Genomic DNA, 13,039 nt, shown 5'->3' on the forward strand with positions numbered 1-13,039 from the left:
GTCAACACCATGTCACGCTCGGGTTTCTCGTCGATGTCGCGCGATCTGGGAAAACCCGCAACCAGCTACTTCCTGCCTCCACCGCCCTGAGCGAACATGGACGAGACATCGTTGTCTCCGGTCGGTGGCGTTGGTACGCTGCGCCTCCCGACCAGGCCACCGAGGAGCACCGTGTCAAGCGAACCGACGTCGGAGGCCGGCAGGACCGGCCGCGCACGGATGAATGACGTCGCCCGCGCCGCCGGAGTGAGCCTCAAAACGGTCTCGCGGGTCGTCAACGGCGTGCAGAGCGTCAACCCCGTGCTCGCCGAGCAGGTGCGCGAAGCCATCGAGGCCCTCAACTACCGCCCCGACATCGGCGCCAGCACCCTGCGCCGCAGCGACCGCCGTACCGGAACGATCGCTCTTCTGCTCGAAGATGTCAGCAACCCGTTCTCGTCGGCGTTGCACCGCGCGGTCGAGGACGAGGCCCGCACCCGCGGCGTCCAGGTGCTCACCGGAAGCCTCGACGAGGATCCCCAGCGCGAACGGGAACTGGCCCGCGCCTTCACCATGCGCCGGGCCGACGGGCTCATCATCGTCCCGGCCAGCGACGACCAGAGTTACCTGGTCGACGAGTTCCAGGGCGACACCCCGGTCGTCTTCGTCGACCGCCCGGGCCACGGCCTTCCCGCCGACACCGTCCTGGCCACCAACGTCATCGGGGCCACCGAGGCCACCCGGCACCTCATCGACCACGGGCACCGCCGGATCGCCTACCTGGGCGACTACACCCGCATCGCCACCGCCCGCCAACGCCATCAGGGGTTCCTCGACGCGATGCGGGAGGCCGGCCTCGAAACCGACCCCACCCTGATCGTCCCGGACCTGCACACCATTCCCGCGGCCGAGAGCAAGGTGATGGACCTGCTGCACCGCGCCGAGCCGCCGACCGCCCTGTTCACCGGGCAGAACCTGGTCACCATCGGCGCCGTCCGGGCGCTGCGGCGCCTCGGCCTGCACCGGACCGTGGCGCTCATCGGTTTCGACGACTTCCCGCTCGCCGACCTGCTCGAACCCGCGGTCACCGTCATCGCCCAGGACCCGGCGATGATGGGCCGGATCGCCGCCCAGGCCCTGTTCAGCCGCATCGAGGGCGACGACAGCCCACCACGCCGGCACTGGATCCCGACCGAACTGATCCGCCGCGGCTCCGGCGAACTGCCGCCCCGCCTGCGCACCGCCGACGACCGGCTGGCCGACTCGCTGTGAATCGCTGGTGTGCCCGGCCCGCCTACGGGTAGAGCACCAACGTGACCACATCCGAGCGACCACCCACCACGACCGATGCCGGGGTGCCCGTTGCCAGCGACGAGCGCTCCCTGTCCGTCGGACCCGACGGGCCGCTGCTGCTGCAGGACCACTACCTGATCGAGCAGATGGCGAACTTCAACCGGGAACGCATTCCGGAACGCCAGCCGCACGCCAAGGGTGGTGGCGCGTTCGGGACCTTCCAGGTGACCCGGGACCTGAGCCCGTACACCCGGGCCGCGGTGTTCTCCCCCGGTGAGCAGACCGACGTCGTCGTCCGTTTCTCGACCGTCGCCGGTGAGCGTGGTTCGCCCGACACGTGGCGCGACCCGCGCGGTTTCGCGGTCAAGTTCTACACGCGGGACGGCAACCTCGACGTCGTCGGCAACAACACCCCGGTCTTCTTCATCCGGGACCCGATGAAGTTCCAGCATTTCATCAGGTCCCAGAAACGCCGGGCGGACAACAACCTGCGCGACCACGACATGCAGTGGGACTTCTGGACGCTGTCACCGGAGTCCGCGCATCAGGTCACCTGGCTGATGGGCGACCGGGGCATCCCGCGTACGTGGCGGCACATGAACGGCTACGGCAGCCACACCTACATGTGGATCAACACGGCCGGCGAGCGGTTCTGGGTCAAGTACCACTTCAAGACCGATCAGGGCATCGAGTGTTTCACCCAGGACGAGGCCGACCAGATGGCCTCGGCCGACACCGACTACCACCAGCGGGACCTGTTCGAGCACATCCGCGACGGGCAGTTCCCCAGCTGGACGCTGCACGTGCAGATCATGCCGTTCGACGACGCCAGGAACTACCGGTTCAACCCGTTCGACCTGACCAAGGTGTGGCCGCACGCCGACTACCCGCTGCACGAGGTCGGGCGGCTGACCCTGAACCGCAACGTCACCGACTACCACACCGAGATGGAACAGGTCGCCTTCGAGCCGAACAACACCGTCGCCGGCACCGGGCTGTCGCCGGACAAGATGCTGCTCGCCCGTGGGTTCAGCTACTCCGACGCGCACCGGGCCCGGCTCGGGGTCAACTACCGGCAGATCCCGGTCAACGCGCCGAAGGTCGAGGTCCACAGCTACTCCAAGGACGGCGCGATGCGCATGCGCAATGCCACCGACCCGGTGTACGCGCCGAACTCCTACGGCGGACCGCTGGCCGACCCGGCGCTGACCGACGACGGCGGCACCTGGCACTCCGACGGTGACATGGTTCGATCGGCGTACACGCTGCACGCCGAGGACGACGACTGGGGTCAGGCCGGCACGATGGTCCGGGAGGTCCTCGACGACGACGCCCGCAGCCGGCTGGTCGACAACATCGTCGGCCACCTGCTCAACGGCGTCAGCGAACCGATCCTCGAACGGGCCTTCGAGTACTGGCAGCACGTCGACAAGCAACTCGGTGACCGGATCGTGGCCGGAGTCCGCGCGAAACAGGGCGAGAAGGACCCCAAAGCGGCCCACCAGGGCAACCCGGCGAGATCGAGCATGCAGAAGAAGGCCTGAACATCATTCCGAAGCGGGAACGTCCAGGTAGCCGGCCACCGCCCGGCATCCGGATCAGCCGGGGCGGCTATTCGGCAAGACCGGGCGCCTGGCGGGACCAGCGCTGCGCGGTGATCTCCTCGACGAGAAAACAAGCGACGGCGGTACGGGTGACACGCCAACCGCCCTCCGGGGTGCTGTCGTCCACGGCGCGGCAGGCGCCGGTGGGTTCACGGTCCAGCAGGTAGGTGGGCCGCACGAAGGTCCAGTCGAGGTCGCTGTCTCGCACGATCTGCTCCATGCGGGCCATGTCGGCGTACAGGTCGGCGCCGATGGGCCGGATCAGGCTGCGGTACCACCAGGCGTGCTGGGGGTCGTCGTGCCGGACGCCGACGGAGGTGATCGCCAGCAGCCGCTTCACTCCGGTCGCGTACATCGCTGCCACGATGGCGCGGCCGCCCTCGGAGTAGAGATTGTCCGCCTGACGGCCGGGGGCGCCGATGGCGGAGACGACGGCGTCGTGGCCTTCGATGACCTGGCGCAGGCTGTCCGGGTCGCGGACGTCGGCACGCGCCACGTGCAGGCCAGGAGCGGATTCGAGGCTGGTGGGATTTCGGACGGCCGCGGTGACGTGGTGCCCGCGGCGCAGGGCCTCGGTGACGATGAGGCGGCCGGTGCGGCCCGCCGCTCCGAGGACGACGACCTTGATGCTCATGCTGAGACCTTCTCCCCGCCAAACTTCTAACGAACACTGTTCGCTACGAACTATGTTCGTGGCGACCAGTGTTCGTCAATGGGTACAGTGGTGGCGTGACCGACAGCACCGCCCGGACTCGGGACACCCCCCGCACCCGTCCCGCCAAAGCCCCACTGAGCCTCGACGCAGTCGTCACGGCGGCACTGGAGCTGGTCGACGAGGTCGGCTACGGCGCGGTGACCATGCGCCGACTCGCCCAGGCACTCGACACCGGACCGGCGTCGCTCTACGTCTACGTGACCGACCGCGACGAACTGATGGCCCACGTCCACGACCTGGCGCTGGCCACCGTCGAGACACCCGGTCCGGCCGACGGCGACTGGCGAGCCCGCTTGGAACTGCTGGTCAACCGGACCATCACCACCCTCGGCAGTCACGACGACATCGCCCTGGTCGCCATCACCCGAGTGCCCACCGGGCCGAACGCCCTACGCCTGCTCGAAGCGACCATGACCCTGTTACGCGCCGGCGGCGTCGACGACGACCTCTGCCCCTGGGCCGCCGACCTGCTCGACCAGTACGTCACCTCATCCGCCCTCGAACTGGCCGCCCGGCTACGTGATCAGCGCGCGCTGGCCGCGGCCGACGGCCCGGCGGCGGCCACCGAGAAGGCCATGTCGGCTGCCGCCGGATCCGATCTCGACGCCGTCTACGGGAGCCTCCCCGCGGACACCCACCCGACCATCCACGCCCTGCGCCCGATCATGACCACCGCCGGCCGCGACAGCCGCGCCCACGCCGCCTGGAGACTCGACGTCATCATCGACGGGTTCCTGAGCAACCGCCGGTCTCGGGCCAGAGAATGAGGATCGCAGGTGTCGGATCGCCCATGTGCCGTTCGTAGCGTAGGTGGAGCCGAACGCCGGATCCGGATGACCAGAGGAGCAAACATGCCCGAGTACCTCATCTACTTCAACCAGCAGTGGGTGGGTGACCACAGCGAGGAGTGGTTCCGTGGACGCGGCCCGCTCTCCAGGGCGGTCGTCGAGGAGATCAAGGCCGCCGGAGCATTCGTCTTCGCCGGCGGCCTGGAGGAGGAGGACGGCCCGGTCTTCAGCGCGGACGCCACCAGCGGTGCGGTGCTGTTCACCGACGGGCCCTACGTCGAGACCAAGGAGTTCCTGGGCGGGCTGACCATCGTGGATGTGCCCGACGAGGAGACGGCCAGAATGTGGGCCGGAAAGATCGCGGAGGCTTGCGGCTGGCCCCAGGAGGTCCGCCGCTTCAAACAGTGGCGGTGAACCATCACAGGTAAGAGGGCCGGCACCGCCCCGCGCCATCCCACTGGAACACAGGGCGGTGCCCACCACTCCCCCGACACGGACGGGGGCTCAGGGTGGAGTGCCCGGCAGGTACCACTGCCCCGGGGCGATCTCCAGCCGCTCGGCGTCCTCGCATGACAGCAACTGGCGCATGATCGAGGGCTGGGGCTCGTCCAATTCGTCTGCGGGGATCTCGTCGCGATCGTTGCCTGGCATGCCGGCCTCCCACCACCTCATGACCGCGGCCGTCCGGTCCGGCCGAGCCTGGCGGGCTCCAGCGCGGTGAACCGCTGCACCGCCCTCAGGTACTCCTGACGCTCGGTGTCGCGCCACGCCTGTACAGCCTTGACCCGTCGGCGCCACAGAAGGCGCCGCATGACGGTGACAAGCATGAGTCCTCCCGATGCAGAGATGATTCGATCGTCACGGCCATAAGGCGCCGAGGGCAGGCGTCTCCCGTTCGCGGTCCACACCACCCCGTTCGCAGCTTGCGAACAGGGTCTTCGGGTGCTGACGTCCGCAAGCGTTCGCCGACACCCGTGCGAGGGGTGCCGTTACGGACCGGATCCGGCTACGGTCGGACCTGGCGGTCGGTGTCTTGCGGCCCGGCCGCCGCCACCCTGACCGCAAGCAGGGGACGTGACCATGACCGAATCGCCGTTCGGCTCTGAGCTGCGCCAGCGACGCGAGCGGGCCGGCCTGTCGTATCGGGGACTCGGCAGACTGGCCGTGGTGAGCGCCGGGCACCTGGCCGATCTTGAGAGCGGCCGGCGTCGGCCCACCCGAGAGATCGCCGAAGCCCTCGACCGGACGCTGGCCGCGAACGGCTCACTGTCCGCCCTGTTGCGTACCCCCGCGCCGCAGGATGCCGAGAGCGAGCTCGAAGCGCTGGAACTGGCCCGCCGTGCGGCCGCCTCCGACGTCACCGATGCGGTCCTCCACTGTCTGGAGCACAGCGTCGACTCCCTCGCCATGGCCTACTCGACAACGCCGCCGGCCGAGCTACTGCCGCGAGTTCGGCGGCACCAGCGGTTCGTCGAGCAGCTGATAGACGGACGCGCCACCCTCAGCCAGAAGCGACGCCTGCTCGTCGCGGGCGGCTGGTTGTCGTTGCTTCGCGCCACCGTCCACGTCGACCTACAGCAACGGACCGCCGCGGGCGCGCACCTGACCACCGCGGCAACCCTCGCCGAGCAGGCCGAGCAGCCGGAGATCAGCGCCTGGTGCCTGGAGACCGCGGCTTGGGATGCCCTGGTGCGCGGGGAGTTCCGACAGGCCGCCGAGTTGTCACAGCACGCCCAGGCGGTCGCTCCCGCCGGCGGGTCTGCGATCGTGCAGGCGACTGCTCAGGAAGGACGTGCCTGGGCCCGGCTTGGCGACCGCGGGCAGACTCTCGCAGCCCTGGACCGCGTCGAGCAGTTTGCCGAACACCGGCCACGACCCGAACACCCCGAGCACCACTACCAGTACGACCCGGGCAAGATGCACGCCTACACAGCAACCACACTGTCATGGGTGGGTGACCCGGCAGCCGAGCAAGTAGCCCGCGAAGTCCTGGCCGAACTCCAGGCCGAGGACGCGCGACCACGGCGAATCGCGACAGCCCGCATCGACCTCGGCCTGGCCCTGCTGTCCGGTGACTGCAAACGTCCCGACGAAGCCGCGGCTGAGGTAGGCGCTGCGCTGCGATCCGGCCGAGTCGTACCCGCCACCTGGTGGCGTGCCGAGGAAGTCGTGACCGCCGTCGAACGCTTCGGCATCCCCGAGGGCCGAGACCTCCGTGACGAAGCGACCGCAGCACGATCTGCCCTCGGCGAGTAGCGAAGGCGTACCGCATGGTCGGTGATCTCGGCCGGGCCATCACGGCTGGCGTCTGTGTCGGTCAAGTCGTCACCGCGTCCGCCCAGGGCGGTTCGGCGGTGACGACCTGGTTGCGGCCTGACGATTTCGCCTGATAGAGCGCCCGGTCGGCGATCTCCTGGAGTTCGCGTTCGCCGGATCGGCGTTGCCCCGGCGTGGTGACCGCACCGATCGACACGGTCACCGCGATGTCGCCGGCCGGGCTCGCCGCCAAGGTCGCCCGGATACGTTCGCCGACCCCCGCGGCAACCGTCGCGTCGGCATGCGGCAACAGCACCAGGAACTCCTCGCCGCCGACCCGGAAGAGCCGGTCCTCGGCCCGGATGGCCTGCCGGATAACCGTCGCGGCGTGACAGAGCACGTCGTCGCCGGCGGCGTGCCCGTACCGATCGTTGATGCTCTTGAAGTGGTCGAGGTCGCACAGCAGCATGCTCAGGTGGCTGTCGCGGGCGTCGGCCTCCTTCGACATCCGCTCGAACAGCGGCGTGAGCGCCTTTCGGTTGAGGGCGCCGGTGAGCTGGTCCGTGGTCGCGTCATGGCGCGAGGCGATGTCCGCGGATTGCAGGTTCATGGCGACGATCCCGCTGGCGACGCCGAGCGTGACGGTGGTCAGACCGAGCAGGGCAGCCGGGTACGGCTTCGCGGTCCCGAGCACGTCGGCGAGCAGGCAGGCCACCGTCCCCGCGACGGCGCCGCAGCCCATCGCGGCGAGGAGCACGGCACGCCGGTACCGCGCGGCGAGCATCATCACCGGCAGGATCAGCCAGCCGAGGATCGGGCTGTGGATGCCGCCGGTGGCTGCGACCACCGCGGCGACCGCGAGTTCGAAACCACCGGCGATGAGGACTCCGGCGACGACCACCGAGCGGTACCGGGCGATCAGGTCGTTGGCGACCGCCACCAGCAGGCACAGACCGACTGCGGCCCAGACCGTCGGCGCCGACCACAACCAGGCCACCAGGATGCCGGGAACCAGCAGCACCAGGCACACCTGCCGGCGGCTGCGGTTGATTCCGGCGTGCGCGGCGACGAATCGCTCCCGGTCCCAGTCGTCAGGACACAGCCGCAACATCGTGCGAGCTCCTCTGGTTTCCGGGAAGACGCCTGTTCACCCCACCGATATCGGCCGCCCGTCCGCGGACCTGAACAGCGACGGCCCCGGCGAAGATCACGCAGGCGGCGGAAACCCGACAGAACGCCTACCCGGCAACGAGTCCGGCACATGCCACAGTGAACTCATGCGGATCAATCTGCTCGGGCCCGTCGAAGTGGTCCGCGACGGTCTGCCCCAGCCGGTTCCCGGGCTGCGCCGCAAGGCCGTCCTCGCCGTCCTGGCGCTGCGCCGTGGTGAGGTCGTCGGGGTGGAACGACTGGTGGACAGCGTGTGGGCGGCCGGCGCGCCGTCGACGGTCGCGAATTCGTTGCAGCAGCACGTCTCCCATCTGCGGCAGCTGCTCGGCGACCGGGCCGCGATCGTGGCCCGGCCACCCGGCTACCTGCTGCCGGCCGAGACCACCGAGACCGACGTGGCCGTGGCCGAGCAACTGATCCGCGAGGCCGCCGGCACCGCCGACCCGGGGGCGCGGGCCGGCCGGCTGCGGACCGCGCTGGCGCTGTGGCGGGGCGCGTCGCTCGCCGACGTGGCCGAGCTGCCATGGCTCGACGACCAGGCCCGCCGTCTCGACGAGCTGCGCCTGCGGGCCCGCCGTGACCTGGCCGAGGCCGAACAGGCGATCGGCAACGACGCCGCTCTGCTGCCGGAGCTGGCCGAGCTGGCCGCCGCGCACCCGTTCGACGAACAGCTGCACGGCCGGCTGATCCTGGCCCTCTACCGGGCCGGGCGGCAGGCCGACGCCCTCGGCGCCTACCAGCAGCTGCGCGAACGGCTGCGCAGCGAACTGGGCATCGACCCCAGCCCGCCGTTGCGCGAGCTGGAGACGGCGATCCTGCGCCAGGAGGCCGCCCTGACCCCGGCGGCCGTCCCGGCCCGAGCCGGACGGGTGCCCGCGCAGCTGCCGGCCGCCGTGTCCGCGTTCACCGGCCGCGACCATGAGCTGGGTGTTCTCGACAGCGCCCGGGACGGGGACGGCGCGATGGTGATCGCCGCGATCTCCGGGGGCGGCGGCATCGGCAAGACGTCCCTGGCCGTCCATTGGGCGCAGCGGGCCGCCGCCGGTTTCCCCGACGGTCAGCTGTACGTGAACCTGCGCGGCTTCGGCCCCGACACGGCAGTGGTGGACCCGGCTCACGCGGTGCGCGGGTTCCTGGACGCGTTCGGGGTGCCGGCGTCGTCCGTACCCGCTGGGCTCGCCGCGCAGGCCGCGCTCTATCGCAGCCTGGTCGCCGGCCGCCGGGTGCTGGTCGTGCTCGACAACGCCCGCGACGCCGCGCAGGTCCGGCCGCTGCTGCCCGGCTCGCCGGGCTGCCTGGTGCTGATCACGAGCCGCAGCCTGCTCACTCCACTGATCGCCGCCGAGGGGGCGCTGCCGGTCCCGCTGGACGTGCTCAGCGCCGACGAGGCGCGCCTGTTGCTGGCCCGGCGGCTGGGCGCGGCCCGGGTCGCCGCGGAACCGGCCGCGGTCACCGAGATCCTCACCCGCTGCGCCCGGCTGCCGTTGCCGCTGGTGGTCGTCGCCGCGCGGGCCGCCACCCGTCCCGCGCTGCCGCTGGCCTCGCTCGCCGCCGAGCTGCGCGAACACCGCGGTGATCTGGCCGTCTTCCAGGGCGGCGACGAGAACACCGACGTACGCGCGGTGCTGTCCTGGTCGTACCGGCGGCTCAGCGATCCGGCGGCCCGCCTGTTCCGGCTGCTGGGCCTGCATCCCGGCCCGGACGCGGGGGTGGCGCACGCGGCCGCGCTGACCGGTGAGACGCCGGCCGTGGCCCGCCGTCTGCTGGCCGAGCTCGCCGAGGCCAGTCTGATCACCGAGACCGCCGGCGACCGGTTCACCATGCACGACCTGTTGCGCGCCTACGCCGGCGAATGTGTGCGGGAGCAGCCCGAGCCGGACGCGCGCCGGCGTCTTCTCGACCACCTGCTGCACTCGGTGCAGGCGTGTGGGCTGGTGCAGTACGGCGAGTGGCAGAAACTCGACCTGCCGCCGGCCGGCCCGGACGTGCCGGTGCAGCGGTTCGCCGATCCGGCCGCCGCCAACGTCTGGTATGCCGCCGAGCAGCGGGTGCTGTCGGCCGCGGTCTCGCAGGCGGCGGCGACCGGCTTCGAGGGGTACGCGTGGCGGCTGGCCTGGAGCCAGAGCCTGATCATGGAGGCGCACGCGCTGTGGCGGGAGGCCGCCACGATCCAGCGGATCGGTCTGGACGCCGCCACCCGTACCGGCGACCGGGCCGGGCAGGCGCACGCCGAGCACGGTCTGGGCATGGCCTACTCGTGGCTGGGCCGCGACGACGAGGCGCTGACCCACCTGAACCGGTCCCGTTCGGCGTTCGCGGCTCTCGGCGACCGCTCCCACCAGGCGCAGGTCTGTTTCGGCGTCGGCCTGGTGTACGACCGGCGGGGCGACGACGCAGCGGCCCGTGACGAGTCGTTGCTTGCCTTGAGCCTGTACCGGGAGAACGGCGACCGTCGCGGCCAGGCCATCGCGCTGGGCAACATCGGCTGGTCGATGGCCCGGCTCGGCGATCTCGACCAGGCGCTGGCCCACTGCCGGGAGTCGCTGGCCATGCACCAGGAGCTCGGCGACGTGCAGGGCACCGCCGGCTCGTGGGACAGCCTCGGCCTGGTCCACCAGCGTTCGGGCCGGTTCGACGACGCCGCGACCTGCTACCGGGCCGCCGTCGAGTTGTGGGGCCGGCTGGAGAACGACTTCCAGCGCGCCGACACCCTGACCCGCCTCGGTGACGTGCACGCCGCCGCAGCCGAGATCGACGAGGCCCGCGAGTGCTGGGCCCGGTCGCTGTCGATCCTCGAGGACCTCGAACACGCCGACGCCGACGCGGTCCGCAGCCGTCTCGCCCCACCGCAGGCGGTCACCCCCGGCCGGTGACGGCCAGGTAGCCGTCCTCCAGGTTCGGTTCCAGCGGCCGGGCCTGCGGGGACGGCGCGGTCCGGGCGACCACGCGGTACCGCATGCCGTCGTCGTGGGGCAGCGCCGACACCACGGTGCCCTCGGCCGGCACCGGGCCGTCGGTGACGACCGACCACACCCGGCCCTCAGCGCGGCGGGTGAGTTCCTCGACCGTGCCGCGGAAGATCAGCCGGCCTTTGGCCAGCACCGCCGCCTCCCGGCAGGTCTGCCCGATGTCGTCGACGATGTGGGTGCTCAGCAGCACGGTACGGCGACCGGCGAACTGGGACAGCAGCGTCCGGAACCGGATCCGCTCCTCCGGGTCGAGTCCGGCGGTCGGCTCGTCCACGATCAGCAGCCGCGGGTCGGCCAGCAGCGCCTGCGCGATTCCGACCCGCTGCCGCATCCCGCCGGAGAAGCCGCGCAGCCGGCGGTCGGCGTGCTCGGTCAGAGCGACCACCTCCAGCAGCTCACCGACCCGGCGGCGGCGCGCCGAACTGTCGTCCATGCCTTTGAGCAGCGCCACGTAGTCGAGGAACCGGCGGGCTGTCAGATCGGGGTAGACGCCGAGGTCCTGTGGCAGATAGCCGAGCTCACGCTGGACTGCGGTGCGCCCCGAACCGGTGGCCAGGTCGTGGCCGCCGACGACGACACGGCCGGCGGTGGGCCGTACGATGCCGGCCAGGATCCGCATGAGGGTGCTCTTGCCGGCGCCGTTGGCGCCGAGCAGGCCGAACATGCCGGTGGGGATGTCCAGGTCGAGGTTTTCCAGGGCGTGCACCCGGCCGCGGTACGTCTTGGTCAGCCCGGAGATCTCGATGCGCATGACTGTCCCTTTCAGTGGATGCGGCGGGCGCGCAGGGCGTGGCCCCCGGCGAGCGTGGCGGCGGAGACGGCGATCAGCAGGACGATGGACAGCCAGGCCAGCGCCGGAGTCGGTTCGGGACGCAGCACGTTCAGCGTCGCGCCGGCGACCGGCCCGGCCCAGGTGTCCTCGCCGTCGATGCCGTGGAAGTCGAACAGCGCGTCGAGCGGGTAGCCGCCGAGCGGGTGGAACAGCGTCCGGGCCAGGGTGGGCATCATCTCCGGGGACACGATGTTGCCCCACAGCCAGTAACCGACGAACAGGACCCGGAACAGCGGCGCCGGCATGATCATCGGCACGGCCAGCGCGAACGCCGCCACCAGCAGCAGCCCCGGCACGATCACCACCGCGAACGCGGCCAGCGCCCACGCCATCGCCACCTGTTGTCCGATATCGATCGCGTACGCCGCGGCGAACCCGAAGTAGGCCACCGCAATCGGGATGGCCGTCGCCGCGGCCGCGCCCAGATACTTTCCGGCCAGCCGGGCGCCCGGCGAGGCCGGGGTGGCGTCCAGGATCGGCGCCACCCCGAGCCGGTCGTCCCGGACCATCCGGTCGGCCAGCAGGCAACCGAATCCGATCGACAGCAACGCGTGCAACTGCACGGCCAGGCCGACCACCCCGGTCCGCGGATCGAGCGGCCGCTCCCCCGGATCGAACAGGTCCCGCAGCAGACTCCCACCGATCAAAACAAAAAGGACAAGAGTCAGCGCCGGTACGATCCACACCGACCGTTTCCGGACCTGCATCCGGAACTCGTAGCGCACGCTCGCGCGGAACGCGGTCACTCGTCCTCCTCGCTGATCAGTCGTTCCGCGCGGCCCAGCAGGAGCAGACCGAAAGCGATCAGCGCGGCGCCGGCGCCGAGCAGGGTGAGCCGGTTCGCTGTCCACTCGGCCGGCGACTCCCCTCGGGTCGTGGCGAACAGGTACAGCAGCCGCCCGGGCCGGTGCTCCTGCACCGCCGGGCCGAAGAACTGCTGGATCGCCCACACCGTCGTGACGATCGCCCCGGCCGCCGCCGGGCTGCGCAACACCGCGCCGGCCGCGAACCCGAGCCCGCTGAGCCCGACGGTCGGCGCCAGCCAGGTCAACTGCCCCGCGACCAGGCCGTGGTTCTGCGGCCAGCGCGCCCACCAGCCGGTCGCGATGAGAACGGCCGCGGCCAGGGCGGCGACGCAGGCGGTCCAGGCCAGGACCACGATCATCCGGCGCAACAACGTGATCCGGTACGGCGTGGGCGCCGCCAACTGGATCTCGCGCGCCGGGTCCCGGCCGATCAGCGCCGAGCAGACGACCGCGGCCGCCAGCGGCACCGCCATCTCCAGTCCACCGAGCAGGATCCGGGCCGTGGTCGTGTCACTCGGCTCCGGATACGCGAACGCGGCCGCGACACCGAGGGCGACGGCCAGTGGCGGGCCCAGAACTGCGGCCGGTCCGGCGCGGCGTGCCTCGTACCGCCAGAGGGTCATCGGT

13 protein-coding genes are annotated in these 13,039 nt (G+C 71.1%); 6 read left to right on the forward strand and 7 right to left on the reverse strand.

All coding sequences use genetic code 11. The annotated features are described in order from the left end of the window. Positions 1–219 precede the first annotated feature (219 nt). Complete coding sequence (locus tag AB0E94_RS08235; RefSeq protein ID WP_360323898.1) at positions 220–1,251, forward strand: LacI family DNA-binding transcriptional regulator; 1,032 nt, start codon at positions 220–222, stop codon at positions 1,249–1,251. Between the two features lie 41 nt (positions 1,252–1,292). Next, positions 1,293–2,816: a catalase gene (locus AB0E94_RS08240; protein ID WP_360323900.1), complete on the forward strand. Its 1,524-nt coding sequence runs from the start codon at positions 1,293–1,295 to the stop codon at positions 2,814–2,816. Positions 2,817–2,883: 67 nt separating this feature from the next. On the opposite strand, the gene AB0E94_RS08245 is transcribed toward AB0E94_RS08240, so the two are convergent. Continuing rightward, on the reverse strand, positions 2,884–3,510 hold the full coding sequence (locus AB0E94_RS08245; RefSeq protein WP_360323902.1) for an SDR family oxidoreductase: 627 nt from the start codon (positions 3,508–3,510) through the stop codon (positions 2,884–2,886). A 95-nt stretch (positions 3,511–3,605) separates the two neighbouring features. Between AB0E94_RS08245 and AB0E94_RS08250 the strand changes: the two genes are divergently transcribed. Next, on the forward strand, positions 3,606–4,358 hold the full coding sequence (locus AB0E94_RS08250) for a TetR/AcrR family transcriptional regulator (protein ID WP_360323904.1): 753 nt from the start codon (positions 3,606–3,608) through the stop codon (positions 4,356–4,358). Positions 4,359–4,442: 84 nt separating this feature from the next. After that, positions 4,443–4,793 carry a YciI family protein gene (locus AB0E94_RS08255; RefSeq protein ID WP_360323906.1) on the forward strand — a complete coding sequence of 117 codons (351 nt, stop codon included), beginning with the start codon at positions 4,443–4,445 and terminating at the stop codon, positions 4,791–4,793. A 90-nt stretch (positions 4,794–4,883) separates the two neighbouring features. Here AB0E94_RS08255 and AB0E94_RS08260 read toward each other — a convergent pair whose 3' ends face one another. Both AB0E94_RS08260 and AB0E94_RS08265 read right to left on the reverse strand, forming a co-directional pair. Then, positions 4,884–5,030, reverse strand: a complete 147-nt coding sequence (locus AB0E94_RS08260) for a hypothetical protein (protein ID WP_360323908.1) — start codon at positions 5,028–5,030, stop codon at positions 4,884–4,886. Positions 5,031–5,047: 17 nt separating this feature from the next. After that, on the reverse strand, positions 5,048–5,206 hold the full coding sequence (locus AB0E94_RS08265) for a hypothetical protein (protein ID WP_360323910.1): 159 nt from the start codon (positions 5,204–5,206) through the stop codon (positions 5,048–5,050). 253 nt (positions 5,207–5,459) lie between these two features. Here AB0E94_RS08265 and AB0E94_RS08270 point away from each other — a divergent pair, with 253 nt between their 5' ends. Beyond that, the gene (locus AB0E94_RS08270; RefSeq protein WP_360324160.1) at positions 5,460–6,635 is read left to right on the forward strand and encodes a helix-turn-helix transcriptional regulator; all 1,176 of its coding nucleotides are present in this window, start codon (positions 5,460–5,462) and stop codon (positions 6,633–6,635) included. 61 nt (positions 6,636–6,696) lie between these two features. Here AB0E94_RS08270 and AB0E94_RS08275 read toward each other — a convergent pair whose 3' ends face one another. After that, positions 6,697–7,746, reverse strand: coding sequence for a GGDEF domain-containing protein (locus AB0E94_RS08275; RefSeq protein WP_360323912.1), 1,050 nt, complete (start codon positions 7,744–7,746; stop codon positions 6,697–6,699). A 166-nt stretch (positions 7,747–7,912) separates the two neighbouring features. Between AB0E94_RS08275 and AB0E94_RS08280 the strand changes: the two genes are divergently transcribed. Then, on the forward strand, positions 7,913–10,678 hold the full coding sequence (locus AB0E94_RS08280) for a BTAD domain-containing putative transcriptional regulator (protein ID WP_360323914.1): 2,766 nt from the start codon (positions 7,913–7,915) through the stop codon (positions 10,676–10,678). Here the strand turns inward: AB0E94_RS08280 and AB0E94_RS08285 are convergent. From AB0E94_RS08285 to AB0E94_RS08295, 3 genes are read right to left on the reverse strand one after another with little or no spacing between them, the layout of a single operon-like run. Beyond that, the gene (locus AB0E94_RS08285) at positions 10,662–11,525 is read right to left on the reverse strand and encodes an ABC transporter ATP-binding protein (RefSeq protein ID WP_360323916.1); all 864 of its coding nucleotides are present in this window, start codon (positions 11,523–11,525) and stop codon (positions 10,662–10,664) included. The genes AB0E94_RS08280 and AB0E94_RS08285 overlap by 17 nt on opposite strands. Before the next feature lie 11 nt (positions 11,526–11,536). Continuing rightward, entirely contained in the window at positions 11,537–12,352 is an 816-nt protein-coding gene (locus tag AB0E94_RS08290) for a hypothetical protein (RefSeq protein WP_360323918.1), read from the reverse strand. Continuing rightward, positions 12,349–13,035 carry a hypothetical protein gene (locus AB0E94_RS08295; RefSeq protein ID WP_360323919.1) on the reverse strand — a complete coding sequence of 229 codons (687 nt, stop codon included), beginning with the start codon at positions 13,033–13,035 and terminating at the stop codon, positions 12,349–12,351. The genes AB0E94_RS08290 and AB0E94_RS08295 overlap by 4 nt, the downstream gene beginning before the upstream one ends. Positions 13,036–13,039: the final 4 nt, after the last annotated feature.

Source organism: Actinoplanes sp. NPDC026670 (genome assembly GCF_040638175.1).
Taxonomy (GTDB): domain Bacteria; phylum Actinomycetota; class Actinomycetes; order Mycobacteriales; family Micromonosporaceae; genus Actinoplanes.

Coding starts and splice junctions, on each gene's coding strand:
- AB0E94_RS08235 (WP_360323898.1), top strand. CDS start 220: ATGAATGACGTCGCCCGCGCCGCCGGAGTGAGCCTCAAAACGGTCTCG.
- AB0E94_RS08245 (WP_360323902.1), bottom strand. CDS start 3,510: ATGAGCATCAAGGTCGTCGTCCTCGGAGCGGCGGGCCGCACCGGCCGC.
- AB0E94_RS08255 (WP_360323906.1), top strand. CDS start 4,443: ATGCCCGAGTACCTCATCTACTTCAACCAGCAGTGGGTGGGTGACCAC.
- AB0E94_RS08260 (WP_360323908.1), bottom strand. CDS start 5,030: ATGCCAGGCAACGATCGCGACGAGATCCCCGCAGACGAATTGGACGAG.
- AB0E94_RS08265 (WP_360323910.1), bottom strand. CDS start 5,206: ATGCTTGTCACCGTCATGCGGCGCCTTCTGTGGCGCCGACGGGTCAAG.
- AB0E94_RS08270 (WP_360324160.1), top strand. CDS start 5,460: ATGACCGAATCGCCGTTCGGCTCTGAGCTGCGCCAGCGACGCGAGCGG.
- AB0E94_RS08275 (WP_360323912.1), bottom strand. CDS start 7,746: ATGTTGCGGCTGTGTCCTGACGACTGGGACCGGGAGCGATTCGTCGCC.
- AB0E94_RS08280 (WP_360323914.1), top strand. CDS start 7,913: ATGCGGATCAATCTGCTCGGGCCCGTCGAAGTGGTCCGCGACGGTCTG.
- AB0E94_RS08285 (WP_360323916.1), bottom strand. CDS start 11,525: ATGCGCATCGAGATCTCCGGGCTGACCAAGACGTACCGCGGCCGGGTG.
- AB0E94_RS08295 (WP_360323919.1), bottom strand. CDS start 13,035: ATGACCCTCTGGCGGTACGAGGCACGCCGCGCCGGACCGGCCGCAGTT.